Origin of the sequence: Massilia sp. H6 (assembly GCF_024802625.1) — a bacterium.
In the GTDB taxonomy this organism is placed as follows: Bacteria; Pseudomonadota; Gammaproteobacteria; order Burkholderiales; family Burkholderiaceae_D; genus Telluria.
Window position 1 is genome coordinate 3817786 of record NZ_CP103371.1, and the last position, 14240, is coordinate 3832025.

General features: G+C 67.4%; 10 protein-coding genes. 3 read left to right on the forward strand and 7 right to left on the reverse strand.

The window, feature by feature from the left end; translation table 11 throughout:
• Nucleotides 1-19: 19 nt before the first annotated feature.
• Complete coding sequence (locus NRS07_RS17085) at nt 20-1471, forward strand: deoxyribodipyrimidine photo-lyase (RefSeq protein WP_259213345.1); 1452 nt, start codon at nt 20-22, stop codon at nt 1469-1471.
• Nucleotides 1472-1488: 17 nt separating this feature from the next.
• Here NRS07_RS17085 and NRS07_RS17090 read toward each other — a convergent pair whose 3' ends face one another.
• The 6 genes from NRS07_RS17090 to NRS07_RS17115 all read right to left on the reverse strand — a co-directional run bounded on the left by NRS07_RS17090 (nt 1489) and on the right by NRS07_RS17115 (nt 10730).
• Nucleotides 1489-6729: an Hpt domain-containing protein gene (locus NRS07_RS17090; RefSeq protein ID WP_259209102.1), complete on the reverse strand. Its 5241-nt coding sequence runs from the start codon at nt 6727-6729 to the stop codon at nt 1489-1491.
• 27 nt (nt 6730-6756) lie between these two features.
• Entirely contained in the window at nt 6757-9054 is a 2298-nt protein-coding gene (locus NRS07_RS17095) for a methyl-accepting chemotaxis protein (protein WP_259209103.1), read from the reverse strand.
• Between the two features lie 18 nt (nt 9055-9072).
• Nucleotides 9073-9621 (reverse strand): chemotaxis protein CheW, encoded by a 549-nt coding sequence (locus NRS07_RS17100; protein WP_259209107.1) that lies wholly within the window; start codon nt 9619-9621, stop codon nt 9073-9075.
• Nucleotides 9618-10034, reverse strand: a complete 417-nt coding sequence (locus NRS07_RS17105; protein WP_307729903.1) for a response regulator — start codon at nt 10032-10034, stop codon at nt 9618-9620. Before NRS07_RS17105 ends, NRS07_RS17100 begins: the two co-directional genes overlap by 4 nt.
• A 25-nt stretch (nt 10035-10059) precedes the next feature.
• Nucleotides 10060-10455, reverse strand: a complete 396-nt coding sequence (locus tag NRS07_RS17110) for a PleD family two-component system response regulator (RefSeq protein ID WP_259209109.1) — start codon at nt 10453-10455, stop codon at nt 10060-10062.
• 122 nt (nt 10456-10577) lie between these two features.
• Nucleotides 10578-10730, reverse strand: a complete 153-nt coding sequence (locus NRS07_RS17115; RefSeq protein WP_091876441.1) for a rubredoxin — start codon at nt 10728-10730, stop codon at nt 10578-10580.
• A gap of 248 nt (nt 10731-10978) precedes the next feature.
• On the opposite strand from NRS07_RS17115, the gene NRS07_RS17120 reads away from it, so the two are divergent.
• Entirely contained in the window at nt 10979-11818 is an 840-nt protein-coding gene (locus tag NRS07_RS17120) for a hydroxymethylpyrimidine/phosphomethylpyrimidine kinase (RefSeq protein WP_373889835.1), read from the forward strand.
• The gene (gene hemL, locus NRS07_RS17125; RefSeq protein WP_259209115.1) at nt 11808-13106 is read left to right on the forward strand and encodes a glutamate-1-semialdehyde 2,1-aminomutase; all 1299 of its coding nucleotides are present in this window, start codon (nt 11808-11810) and stop codon (nt 13104-13106) included. Before NRS07_RS17120 ends, hemL begins: the two co-directional genes overlap by 11 nt.
• A 63-nt stretch (nt 13107-13169) precedes the next feature.
• Here the strand turns inward: hemL and corA are convergent, their stop codons facing one another.
• Entirely contained in the window at nt 13170-14135 is a 966-nt protein-coding gene (gene corA, locus NRS07_RS17130; RefSeq protein ID WP_259209117.1) for a magnesium/cobalt transporter CorA, read from the reverse strand.
• Between the last annotated feature and the right edge of the window lie 105 nt (nt 14136-14240).

Genomic DNA, 14240 nt, shown 5'->3' on the forward strand with positions numbered 1-14240 from the left:
CTTGACCCCGAGCACGATGATGAATACGAGCAACTCCTTGGTGTGGTTCCGGCGCGATTTGCGCGCATTCGACCATGCAGCCCTGCATCGGGCCTTGACCTCGTCCGGGTGTGTGTATTGCGTTTTCGTGTACGACAGCGATATCCTCGATGCGCTGCCCCGTGACGACCGGCGCGTGCGGTTCATTCATGCCAGCCTGGCCAGCCTCGACACCGAGCTGCGCCAGCTCGGTGGCTATCTGATCGTGCGGCAAGGCCGCCCGCTGGAGGTGATTCCCGCGCTCGCCGCCCAATTGCAGGTCGACGCGGTCCATGTCTGCACCGATTATGAACCCGAGGCGGTCGATCGCGACGCACGCGTGGCAGCCCTGTTGGAAGCTGATAACAGGAAATTTCACAGCTCTAAGGACCAGGTGATTTTCGAACAGCACGAAGTGCTGACCCTGGCAAAAGGCCCGTTCTCGGTGTTCACGCCCTACAAGAACGCCTGGCTCAAGCGCCTGGCCGCCATGCCGGAAACACTGGCAAGCTACCCGGTCGAGCCCTACGCGCACGCCTTTGCGGCGCCCACGGCGCCACCTGCCCTGCCTTCGCTCGAGCAGCTCGGATTCGAACCGGGCGAGCCGCCGCTGCCGGCCGGGATGGAAGGGGCGCAAGCGCTGTTCGAGCGCTTTGTGGAGCACATCGCCGACTACGGCCGCGCGCGCGATTTTCCGTCCGAAGATGGCACTTCGAGACTGTCGATCCACCTGCGCTTTGGCACCACCTCGATCCGCCACCTGGTGCGCAGCGCGCAGCAGATGGCGCTGAGCGGCGCTGGCGGGGAAGGTAGCCGGGTCTGGTTGTCGGAACTGATCTGGCGCGATTTCTATTCGATGATCCTGGCGCGCAATCCGCACGTGGTCACGCGTTCGTTCAAGCCGGCCTACGATGCGCTGGCATGGGAAACAGGCGCGCAGGCCGATGCCATGTTCAAGGCCTGGTGCGAAGGCCGCACCGGCTATCCGCTGGTGGATGCGGCGATGGCGCAGCTGAACCAGAGCGGCTTCATGCACAACCGCCTGCGCATGGTGAGCGCCAGTTTTCTCACCAAGGACCTGGGCATCGACTGGCGCCGCGGCGAGCGCTATTTCGCCCTCAAGCTCAACGATTACGAGCTGGCCTCGAACAACGGCGGCTGGCAGTGGGCGGCATCGACCGGATGCGACGCGCAGCCGTGGTTCCGGATCTTCAACCCGGTGTCGCAATCGACCCGGTTCGATGCGCACGGCGACTTTATCCGGGAGTGGGTACCGGCGCTGGAGCGGCTGGGCGCAAAGGAGATTCACGCGCCGTGGCTGGTCGATGCCGGGGTGCTGGCAGCCAAAGGCGTGGTGCTGGGGCGCGACTATCCGTTGCCGGTGGTCGAGCACGACGTGGCGCGCAAGCGCACGCTCGAGCGGTTCTCGGTGGTCAAGAAGCTGGCCGGCTGATCGGGCCGGCGCCGGCCTTAGCCCTGCCCCAGCAGTTTCTCGACCTCTGCCAACAACACCGCCTCCTGGTACGGTTTCCCGAAGAAGGCGTTTACTCCCAGCTCCAGCGCCACGTTGCGGTGCTTGTCGGCCGTGCGCGAGGTGATCATGATGATCGGCACGGCCTGGGTCGCCGGGTTCTCGCGCAGCTGGCGGGTCAGGTCGAAACCATCCATGCGCGGCATCTCGATATCGACCAGCATCAGGTCGGGCCTAGCCTGGGCAATCTGCTCGAGCGCATCGACGCCGTCCTTGGCCAGCATCACCGCATAGCCTTCGCGTTCGAGCAGGCGCTGGGTAACGCGGCGCACGGTGATCGAATCGTCCACCACCATGACGGTGGCGCGCTGCTTGGGCGCCGCATCGGGCGTGCCGCTGGCGGCAGGCATGGCGGGCTGCTGCGCCAGCGCCACCGGATCGAGGATCAGCACGATCTCGCCGGTTCCCAGCACCGTGGCGCCGGCAATGCCGGGCATGCGCGCCAGTTGCGGGCCAACGTTCTTGACCACCACTTCGCGGTTGCCCAGTACCTCGTCCACGCGCAGCGCGATGCGCCCACCGGCGCCATGCACCACCAGCACCGGATTGAGGCGCTGCATGGCAGCGCCATGATCGCGCTCACCCAGTAGCGCGGCGAGCGTGTGCAGCGCCTGCGGCTGCCCGGCCACCGCGATCGATCCCGATGCCTGGGCGGCGGCCAGGTCGGTATCGCGCACCTGCATGACTTGCTCGACCAGGGTCGATGGCAGCGCGTAGGTACGGCCATTGCTGGCCACCAGCACCACCTGCGCCACCGCCAGCGTGAGCGGCAGGTGGATCGCGAAACGGGTGCCCTTGCCCGGCTCGGTCGTGACCACCACGCGCCCGCCCAGTGCCTGCGCTTCGGAGCGCACCACGTCCATGCCGACGCCGCGGCCGGCCAGCTCGGTCAGCGCATCGGCGGTCGAGAAGCCCGGCTCGAAAATCAGTTCGGCCGCCTCCTGGTCGGACAAGCCCGCGTCCGGCCCGATCAGGCCCAGCGTGCGCGCCTTGGCGCGGATGCGTTCCAGGTCGAGCCCGGCGCCGTCGTCGCCGAAATGGATCGCCACTTCGTTGCCATGCTGCTCGACCTGCACCAGGATCTCGCCGGTTTCGGGCTTGCCTGCTGCGCTGCGCTGCGAGCGCGGTTCGATGCCATGCACGATCGCATTGCGCAGCAAATGCTCGAAAGGCGCCGCCATCTGCTCGAGCACGCTGCGGTCGATTTCCACCGCGCCGCCGCGAATGTCGAGGTTGACGCGCTTCTCCAGTTCTTTCGCGGTCTGGCGGGCCACCCGGAACAGGCGCTCGGACAAGCTCGCAAACGGCACCATGCGTACCCGCATCAGGTCGCGCTGCAGGTCGCGCGTCATGCGCGACTGCGCCGCCAGGTCCTCGGCCGCGCTGTCCACCGTGCGCGACAGGCTGTCGTGGAAGGCTTCCACGTCGTCCACGCTCTCGGCCATCATGCGCGTCAGTTCCTGCAGGCGCGTGAAGCGGTCGAATTCGAGCGGGTCGAACCTTTGCTCGCCCGCGATCGACAGGGTCGATGCAATCTGCGACTCGGCCTGGATCGCGATTTCGCGCATCTGGCGGCGCAGGCGGTCCAGGTTCTCTGAAAAGTCGGACAGCGCGCCCTTGAGCGAGCCGACCTGGTTTTCAAGGCGCGAGCGGCTGATCGACACTTCGCCGGCCTGGTTCACCACCCGGTCCAGGATGTCGGCACGCACCCGCACCAGCGGCGCACGCGCGCCGGGCGCTTCGGCCGGCGCTGGCGCGGCCTGCGCCGGTGGCGACGGTTGCTGCAACTGCTCGAACAGCAGTAGCGCCGCGTCGTAGCTGGCCAGCAGTTCGTCGAAGGCGGCCGGATTCGTTTCCAGCGCGCCAGCCCCGGCCTGCAACAGGCTCTCGATCTGGGTCTCGAGTTCGTGCGCATGCTGGCCCAGGCGCATGGCGCCGGCCATGCGGGCGCTGCCCTTGACGGTATGCAGCGCGCGCTGCAGGCCCTGGGCGGCGGCGCCGTCTTGCGGGTTCTGCTGCCACTGGCGCAGGCCATTGCCGATCTGCGGGAACAGGTCGGCGCCTTCTTCGAGAAATACCGGTAACAGGTCGGGATCGAGTTCGTCGCCAAAGACCGGGACGGCGGCCAGCGGTGCCGGCGCCGGCATCGGGTCCGGCACCGGGGCTGGTGCCTCGGGCGCCTGTTCCAGCACCGCCTCGTCGGGCGTGACCGGCACGAACGCCGCAGGCTCAGCGTCCGGCGCGGCCTGGTCCAGCTGCGGCGCCGCGAACGCCGCGGCGGCAAACGGGTCGTCGAAGAAGGAATCGAACAGGTCGTCGATCTCGCTCGCTGCGTTCGACTGGACAGCCTCGTCGCGCACTGCCGGTGGCGCGGCGGCTTCGGGTTTGGCTTCGGGTGGCGATGCCAGCAGCTCGGCGTAGGCGCTGGCAAAGAGCGCGTCGAGCTGATCGAGCAGGGCCGGGTCGGCGTCGCCGTAGGCATGGTCTGCCTGTTTGTCTGCCTGTTTGTCGGCCTGTTTGCTGGCCAGGCGCTCGCCGAGCAGGTGGAGCTGCCCGACCAGGTCCGGCTGGTTTGGGGCGAACTGGCCCAGCCCGAATACCTGCAGCATGGTGCGCACGCGCGACAAGCTGGCGTCGAGCAGATCGCGTCCGGCCGCGTCAAGCCGCGCGCCAGGGGCCGCCAGCTGTTCCAGTACCTGTTCCAGCGCATGGGCGAGCTCGTGCAGCGCGCCGTAGCCGACCGTGGCCGACGTGCCGGCCAGCGTGTGCGCAGCCTTCACCGCGTCCGGCGCGGCCGGCCGCTCCGGTTCTGCGCGCCAGGCCGCGAATTCGTCGGCCAGCAGCGTCACCAGCGCCTCGGTTTCGTCGAGGTAGACCGCATGCAGCGCAGGCGCAATGTCCAGCTCGCCAACGCGCTTGATCTCGGGACCGGCGGCAGTGGCCGCCGGCTCGGCCAGGTCGACCAGCAGCGGCACGTCGTCCAGCGCCGGCCCGTCTGCTTTCCGATCAGGCTCCGGGGCGCCCTGCTGCACCCGCGCCGCGGCCGCCGCGAGGGCTTCGCTGTCGCGTGCCGAGCAACCGTTGGCAAGCAGGTCGGCTACCCAATCGGACAGCTCCGCGTGCGCTTGCCGGAGCAGCGCCAGCAGCTCCGGCGTGGCGCTGCGCGCCTCGGACAGCCACAGGTTCATGACCCGCTCGATCGCCGCCGCCGCGTCGGCGAAGCGCTCCAGGCTGACCATGCGGCTGCTGCCCTTGAGCGTATGGAAAGAGCGGCGCAGCAGCGCCAGGATTTCCTGGCTGTCCGGGTTGGCTTGCGCCTGCGGCAGGGCCTCGGCGACGAAACCCAGCACTTCCTGCGCTTCCAGGATGAAAATCTCGAGCAGCTCCGATTCGATCGACGCCTCGGGCGGTGCTGCCGGCGCGTCCGGCACTGCCACCGGCGCGGCCTCGACAAACTCGAACGGCAGCTCGCGCAGCAGGCGTTTTTCGGCGTCGAAGGTAAACCGGCCTTTCGCCAGTTCGCTGTTCTGTCCCAGCAAGTCGGTGAAAAAGCCGAGCGCGCCGATGTTCTGCGCGATGTTGTGCAGCACGCTCGATTGCGCCGTCACGTCGCCATCGCTGGTGGCCAGCAGGCGCACTTCGCCGGCGACATGGCGCGCGGCCAGCACCGCCTGCTCCTGGTCAAGAATAGCGAGGGCGCCCTGCAACTGGTGCAGCACCGGCTCGGCCTGGGCCAGGATGTCGCGCTTGGATGGGTCGTCGTAATAATCGTCCAGCAGCTTCTCGACCTGGCGCAGGCCAGCCTTGATCTCGCTGGCCAGCACCGCCACGGTCTGGCCCTGCTGGATCTGGCGCGCCAGTTCGCCCTGCCAGTGCGGCGCGTCCGGCGGCGTTTCGCCGGCCGCCAGCGCCAGCAGCCTGGCGCCGACCGCTTCCGCGTTCTCGGCGAAATCGTCCGGCAGCTGGCGTAGCTGGTCGAGCCCGTTCTCGACGAACAGCATGGCAGTGGCCATTTCCAGCCCCAGGCCGTCGCTGCGGCCGGCCGCCATGGCGTCGGTGGCGGCGCGTCCCAGTTCGCGCATCAGTTGTGCCAGTGCCGGCGCGCCCAGCTTTTCGCTGGCGCCGGCCAGGCGCGACAAGGCCTGGTTGAAATCTTCCTTGACCTCGGGCTCGCCCGCGCCCTTGGTGGCGATGCGGTCCCAGTCCGACTTGCTGCGCGCCAGCGCCTCGCGCGCTTCCAGCAGCGTAGCCTGGTCGATGCGCCCGTACCGGCGGGTGTCGTAATCGTGCGGCACCAGCCCATCGATGCCGCAGGCCTGGCGCAGCCTGTGCGCTTGCGCGTCAGGCTCTACCGCAGAGGCAACGAAGAACAGCGCGTCGCGCAGCATCGGGTCCGGCGTGCCGCCCTGCCCCTGCGACAGGCGGCGCAGCTGCATGTTCACCTGTCCCAGCAGCTGCTTGACGTACAGGTCGCTCTCGACCTGGCCGTCGGCCACCACGCCGATAAAGGCATGCAGCGCTTGCCAGAACAGGCGTGCGCGCGGTTCAGGCTGGGCCGGCGCGATCGGTGCGATCGCATCGCGCATCGCGCCCGCGTGCGCTCGGCCATCGGCCTTGTCGCCGCTCTTGAGGTAGGGTAACAGCGACTTTTCAAAGCGCGTGCGGCAGGCCGCGACATCAGGCGCCGCCGCCGCCGGCTCCGCGTCCAGCACCACCCCTTTACCGAGATCGGCGGGCAGCAGGTCGGACGGGTGGATGCGCTCGGCGCCCAGCTTTTCTTGCAAGTCGCGGTAGTAGGGAAACAGGCGCACCGGCTGCTGGGGCGCGCCGGCCAGCAGTTCTTCGAGATATTCGATCAGCGCCTGGTAGGCGTCCTGCACGATCTTTACCGACTCCAGGGTACAGGCCTGGTGGCCGTCCTTGAAACGGTCGATCAACTGTTCGGCCGCCGCGCTCAGGGCGCCGATGCCCTCGACATCCACCAGTTGCAGGGCACCGTGGGCCTGGTGCAGGTGGCTCTTGGCATGCAGCAGCATGGTTGGCTGCGCCTCGGCGCTGCGGCCGGCGGCGTCGCGCAGGGCCGTGCCCGAGCGCCCCAGTGCATCGCGGATTTCGCCGATCACCCAGGACAGGGGGCCGGTGTCGAAAGCTGGGATGCGGCTGGAAGTTGCGTTGGTCATGGGCTCGATTCGTGGGCTCGATATGGGTTAGGCGGCCACGCGGAAGCGCGACACCGAATCTTTCAGTTCCTGGGCCAGCAGCGCCAGCTCACGGATCGACTGCGCCGTCTGGCGCGTGCCGCCCTGGGTGTGCTCGGTGACCGACAGGATATGCTGCATATTATGGGCCACGCCGTTGGCGGACGTCGCCTGTTGTTGTGCGGCGCTCGAGATCCCCTGGATCAGCTCCGCCAGGCGGTGCGACACGCGCGAAATATCGAGCAGCGCGGCGCCGGCCGCATCCGACAGGCGCGCGCCCTCGACCACGCCCTGGGTCGACTTTTCCATGGCCGCGACGGCGTCATGGGTATCGGCCTGGATGGTGCGCACCAGCGCACCGATGCCCTTGGCCGCCTCGCCCGAACGTTCCGCCAGGCGCTGCACTTCCTCGGCCACCACCGAGAAGCCGCGTCCTGCCTCGCCTGCCGACGCGGCCTGGATCGCGGCATTGAGCGCCAGCACGTTGGTCTGCTCGGTAATGTCCGAGATCAGGTCGGTGATCTCGCCGATTTCCTGCGACGATTCGCCCAGGCGCTTGATGCGCTTCGAGGTTTCCTGGATCTGCTCGCGAATCTCGTGCATGCCGGTGATCGCGTTCTGCACCGCGCTGGCGCCCTGCTCGGCCGCGGCCACCGACTGGCGCGCCACGTCGGCCGATTCGGTCGCCGAGCGCGACACGTCGGCGATCTCGGTCGCCATGCGCAGCACGACCGCCGAGGCTTCCTGGATCTCGCGCGACTGCTGCTCGGCCGCGCCCAGCAGCTCGGTGGAGACGGTCTGCGCGCCGCCAGATGCGCGCGTGACCTGCTCGGCGGTACGGATCACCCGCAGCACCAGTTCGCGCAGTTCCTCTACCGTGTAGTTGACCGAGTCGGCGATCGCGCCGGTGATGTCTTCCGATACCGTCGCATGCACGGTCAGGTCGCCATCGGCGACTTCCTGCAATTCGTTCATCAGGCGCAGGATCGCCGCCTGGTTCTGGTCGTTGGTGGCCTTGGCTTCTTCTTCCTTGGCCTGGGCCATCTGGCGCATTGCTTCGGCTTCGCGGCGGCGCGCTTCGGCGCCGCGGGCGCGGTTGCGCGAATCCTGCAGCATCACGCGGCTGATACTGCCGCCCATCGCCAGCGTAAAGACCGATGCGCCCACCAGCAGCCAGAACCATGGGCTCCTGGCCGCCAGCTGGCTACGATAATCCGCCTGGATCCGCGTCAGCGTCGAGCGCAAGCCTTCGTTGTCGCGCGCGATGACTTGCTCGGCGCTGCGGGCGGCGTCGAAATTATGAAGGTTGGCCACGAGCGTGGTCACGCCCTGCTGCCAGGCCCCGAAGGCGGTGCCGGCATCCGCCACGCGCTCGCGCAGGTCGGCGTCGGCCAAGGGTGCCAGGCTTGCCAGGCTTGCCAGCAAGGCGCCCAGTTCGGCGCTGTCGCGCGCGATGGCGCGGGCAGTGTCGCGCGGCGCCGCTCCAGCCGACATGAAGGCATGGGCCGTTGCCGGCAGGCGTTCGGCCAGCGCCTTGAGGCGTTCGGCGCTAGCTGCTTCGCGCGGGGCACCGCCAGCTAGACGGGCGGCAAGGCGGTGCAGGTCGGGCACCAGCGCGTCGAGCCGGGCCACGCTGGCGCCAAAGCCGATCAGGTGGCGCTTGTTGCCCGCGATGGTGGTGGCGGCCGCGTTCGAGGCCGACCAGGCCGAACGCGCTTTCGCGAGCTGGGCCACGAGCTCGCCGGAGGCGGCCGGGATCGCATGGCCGCCCAGGCGGCCGCCGCGCGCCAGCAAGGTCAGGTCGCGCACCACTTCGGCGCGGCTCTCGTCGAGCTCCTTGAAAGAGGAAATGTCGCCGCGCAGCGCGTTCGGCGCAGCCTTGGCCACGCGCTGCGAGTGCATCAGGGCGTCTGCGGCAATCTGGCCCTGGTTCGCCACCACGTCGGTGCGGGCGGCGTTCTGCCACATGGCCAGCACGGTCAGCACGATGCCGACCGCAAACGCGCCCATCACCAGGCGCAGCTGGCGCGCCAGCGACAGGTGGCCGATCAGCGGCAGGCGCAGGTCGTCATCTTCGGCGGGCATGACGCCCAGCGGCTTGCGTGGGCGCGTGTTGCCGAGCCGGCGCGCGGCGGCGTCGGCCGAGCCGTGCAGCTGCGCGCCGCCCCTGCCTTCGGTCGAGGGCTGCGGCGGCAGCATGTCCGGACCGAACTGGGTATCGGGCGACACCAGCGCGGTATCGTCGTGCGCGCTGGCCGCATTGTCTTTCAAGAAGGCGTTGATGCTGATCTTCGAGGCGAATCCCATACCGGCTCCTGGTGCTGCTTACTGAATGTCTGGTTGTTGCGCGATGTGCAAAAAGCGCTGTTCGCGCACCAGCGCTGCCAGCGAGAGCGGCGTCCAGAGGATATTGTCGGCATCGCGCAGGGCGTCGCCCTCGCGCTGCATGCTGCTGGCCTGGCGCAGGCCGTACACGCGCTCGGCCAGCAAGGCGCAGTTCATGCCCAGCGAGGGCGCGAAGGTCACCAGGCGCATGCCTGGCGCGGCGCCCGGCGTTGCGCCGGCCGCTGCTGCGTCCTGGCCCAGGTAGCGCGCCAGGTCGATCACGCCGACCAGGGAACCGCGCACATTGGCCAGGCCCAGGTACCAGGGCTGGGTCAGCGGCACCCGCGCCAGCGGCACCGGCGGCACGATTTCGCCGGCCTCGAGCAGGTCGAGCAGGTAGCGCGTCGCGCCCACCTGCATCCCCAGCTGGCGGATCGGGGCGCCGTTGCCGCTGTTCGCGGCCTGCATGCGCTCGAGCAGATGGTCCTGGTATTGGCGCAGCCGGATGCTGCGCGCGTCGCCTTCCGGCCGGGCTGCAACCTCGGTCATGCCGCGGCTTCAGCGGCGGCGGCCGGCGCTTCCTCCACGGCCGCCTTGGCGTCGAGCGCGGCGATACTGGCCAGCAGCAGCGCCGGGTTGACCGGCTTGACCAGGTAATCCCGGGCGCCCTGGCGCATGCCCCAGATGCGGTCGGTTTCCTGATTCTTGCTGCTGCAGATGATGATCGGGATCGCCGCCAGCGCCGGGTCGCGCCCGATCGAGCGCGTTACCTGGAACCCGTTCGCGCCCGGCATGACGACGTCCATCAGGATCAGGTGCGGGCGCTCGGCCCGGATCTTGTCGATCGCTTCCTCGCCATTGACGGCGGCGGCGACGGTATAACCATGCTTGGCCAACACATCGGTCAGGTAAAAGCGCTCGGTCGGGGAATCGTCGACGATCAGGATCTTTTGTATGGCCACGTGGGCTCCGCAATTCGGTTCGGGATCAAGCCTTGCCGGCCGTGTGTTCGCGCACGGCCGCCAGCAGGCTGTCTTTGGAAAAAGGTTTGGTCAGGTAGGCCGAGGCCCCGACCATGGCACCGCGTGCACGGTCGAACAGACCGTCCTTGGACGACAGCATCAGCACTGGCGTCGCATGGAAACGCGCGCTCTTCTTGATCAGGGCGCAGGTCTGGTAACCATCCAGGCGCGGCATCAGGATGTCGCAGAACACCAGCGCGGGATGGTGGTCGTTGATCTTGGCGAGCGCATCGAATCCGTCATCGGCCAGCACGACCTGGTAGCCTGCCTGGGTCAGGAAGATCTCGGCGGAGCGGCGGATCGTGCTGCTGTCGTCGATCACCATGATGGTCAGGCCGGTGGGTTGCGGCGATGTCGTCATTTTTGTTTCACTTCAGCATGAAACGCCACGATAGCACAGCGCATACCCCTTGTGCGCAAAGTGTTGCAGCATGTCAACTAGGCAAAATGACATGCCGCGGGTCGTCCTGGCGCGGCCTTGCCTTAGATTGCGGTCATCTCGAAATCGTCCTTGCGCGCGCCGCACTCCGGACAGGTCCAGTTCATCGGCACATCGGCCCAACGGGTGCCCGGCGCGATGCCGTCTTCCGGCGCGCCGGCTTCTTCGTCGTAGACCCAGCCGCAAATCAGGCACATCCAGGTCTGGAAAGCGACGGTTGTTTCAGTACTCACAGTGTGTTCCTCGTATATGGATAACGTAAATCGAGAAGTCGGAACGGGGAAGAACCGTAGCGAGCGGCCGCAATGCCGGCCGAGAAGCGCAGCTGTACGCAAGAGCTGTACGCAAGTACAGCGAGCATCGCCGGCCGGCAGTGCAACGCGCAGTAGGTTATTCCCCGTTCCGTCTAGTAAAATGCGGAATCAGGTATCTTAATCCACCCGTCGTGCAAAACCAACCGTTACCCCTCATCCTGACTTTCGGCGTGTCCGACCCCGTCGGCGCGCTCGGCGTCCAGGCCGACCTGGCCGCGTTCGCCGCCCACGGATGCCATGGCTTGTCGGTAGTTGCCGGCATCCTGGTGGCCGACAGCGCCAGGGTCGAAAACCTGCACGAAGTCGACAGCGACTGGATGGCCGACCAGGCCCGGGTGCTGCTCGAAGACATGCCGATCGCCGCCTTCAAGGTGGGCGCGGTGGCCACCGTGCTGCAGCTGGCCGCGATCGCCGAGATTGTCTCGGACTATCCGGACGCCCCGCTGATCCTCGACCCGTTTCTTACCGCCCTGCCCGACTCCGGCCTGGCCGACGAAGAAATGCTGTCGGCGATCCGCTCGATCCTGGCACCGCAGACCACGGTACTGATGCTGTCGCAGTCGGAACTGGGCCGCATGGCCGAGACCTGGCGCGAGGTCGGCGACGGCAGCGCCGGCTCGCTGCTCGAAGACGTTGCCGAACTGACCACGGCCGGCTGCCAGTACGTGCTCGTCACCGGCACCCGCGACGACAAAGGCACCTGTTCCAACACCTTGTTCGACGCCGGCGGCGAAGTCGCGCGGGTCGAGTGGCAGCACCTGCCGGGCCCCTTCATCGGCGCCGGCAACACCTATTCGGCCGCGTTTACGGCGCTGATGGCGCGCGGCATGGATGCGCAAGGCGCCCTGTTCGCCGCCCAGGAATACACCAGCGGCACGCTCGAACACGCCCAGCGCTTCGGCATGGGCAAGTTCATCCCCAACAAATTCTACCGGGGCCCTTCCGGTCCCGCAGGCACCCATGACCATTGACCACAGCACTTCGAAGAACGACCTCCTGTTTGCCCGCGCCCAGCAAAGCACGCCCGGCGGCGTCAACTCGCCAGTGCGCGCGTTTCGCTCGGTGGGCGGCACTCCGCGCTTCATTACCCGCGCCGAGGGCCCGTACTTCTGGGACGCCGACGGCAAGCGCTATATCGACTACATCGGTTCCTGGGGCCCGGCCATTGTCGGCCACGCCCACCCGGACGTGATCACGGCGGTGCAGCAGGCCGCCGCCAATGGCCTGTCGTTCGGCGCGCCGACGCTCGGCGAAATCGAGATCGCCGAAGAGCTGTGCCGCCTGGTGCCATCGATCGAACAGGTGCGCCTGGTCTCGTCGGGCACCGAAGCGACCATGAGCGCGCTGCGCCTGGCGCGCGGCGCCACCGGGCGCGACAAGATCGTCAAGTTCGAGGGCTGCTACCACGGCCACGCCGACTCGCTGCTGGTCAAGGCCGGCAGCGGCCTGCTCACCTTCGGCAATCCAACCTCGGCCGGCGTGCCGGAAGATTTTGTCAAGCACACCCTGGTCCTCGACTACAACAACGTGCCGCAGCTGGAAGACGCGTTCGAGTCGATGGGCGACACCATTGCCTGCGTGATCGTGGAGCCGGTGGCCGGCAACATGAACCTGATCCGCGCCACGCCGGAATTTTTGCAGCGCATGCGCGAGCTGTGCACCGAGCACGGCGCCGTGCTGATCTTCGACGAAGTCATGTGCGGCTTTCGCGTTGGCCTGGGCGGCGCCCAGGAAATGTACGGCGTCACGCCCGACCTGACCGCGCTGGGCAAGGTGATCGGCGGCGGCCTGCCGGTGGCGGCCTTTGGCGGGCGCGCCGACCTGATGCAAAAAATGGCGCCGCTCGGGCCGGTGTACCAGGCCGGTACGCTGTCGGGCAATCCGGTGGCGGTGGCAGCAGGCATGGCCACGCTCAAGCTGGTGCAGGCGCCGGGCTTCTACGACAGGCTGGGCGCGGCCAGCGAGCGCCTGGTGACGGGCCTGGCGGCAGCCGCCAGCGAGGCCGGCATCGCGTTCTGCGGCGATGCCGTGGGCGGCATGTTCGGGTTCTACTTCTCCGACAGCGTGCCCTCGACCTATGCCCAGATGATGGCCGGCGACAAGGAGCGCTTCAACCGCTTCTTCCATGGCATGCTCGACGAAGGCGTGTACTTCGCGCCGGCGATGTTCGAGGCCGGCTTCGTCTCGGCGCAGCACACCGACGCGGTCATCGACGAGACGATCGAGGCGGCGCGCCGGGTGTTCAAGCGTATCGGATAATCTGCATCGACGCGGTGGTGAAATATTATTTCACCACCGGCACTTCGATGAAATTTTATTTCATCACCGTAGCCAGCCGCGGCGGTGGAAATACAGCAGCGGCGCAGCGATCGCGGCGGCCATCAGCCCGATCGCGAACGGATAGCCGAGCGTCCACTTCAGCTCCGGGAACACCTCGAAGTTCATGCCATAGATGCTGGCGATGAGGGTCGGCGGCAGGAAGGCGACCGAGGCGACCGAGAAGATCTTGATGATCTTGTTCTGGTTGATGTTGATGAAGCCGACCGTGGCATCCATCAGGAAGTTCACCTTGTCGAACAAGAACGACGTGTGGCCGTCCAGCGATTCGATGTCGCGCAGGATCTGGCGCGCCTCCTCGAACTGATCGGCGTTGAGCAAGCGGCCGCGCATCAGGAAGCTTACTGCGCGCCGCGTGTCCATCATGTTGCGGCGGATGCGGCCGTTCAAGTCTTCTTCGTGCGCGATCGCGTTCAGCGCGGCGGCCGCGTCCTGGTCGGTGAAATCTTTCTGCAGCACGCGGCTCGAGACTTCCTCGAGCGCTTCGTAGATGCCCTCGAGCGCGTCGGCCGAATACTCGGCATCGGTCGCGTACAGGTCGAGCAGCACGTCCATGTAGTCTTCGATCGAACCGGGCCGCGAACGCGCCCGCAGGCGCACCAGGCGAAACACCGGCAGGTCGTCGTTGTGCACCGAAAACAGGATTTTTCCGGACAGGATGAAAGCCACCGTGATCACGCGCGACGGGCCGGCGTCTTCTTCGAGCAAGAAATCGGTGCGCAGGTGCAGGTCGCCGTTTTCGGCTTCGTAGTAGCGGGCCGAGGCCTCGATGTCCTGGACTTCGTCCTCGCCCGGCAGCGTCACGCCATACGTCGCCTTGACCAGGGTGCGCTCTTCCTCGGTCGGATCGGTCAGGTCGACCCAGACCGGCGTGACCGTTTCCAGGTCCTGGCGCGTGTCGACGCCGACCTGGTTGAGGCGGCCATTCTGGAGGACAAATACGTTGATCATGCGCTTTTCTCGGCCGGATACAAAAACTGACGCAAGTGTAACCGTTAGGCCTGACCGCGGCCACCCCGTCACGACAATTTCATGGCCGGCTGGCGCGGACGCGCT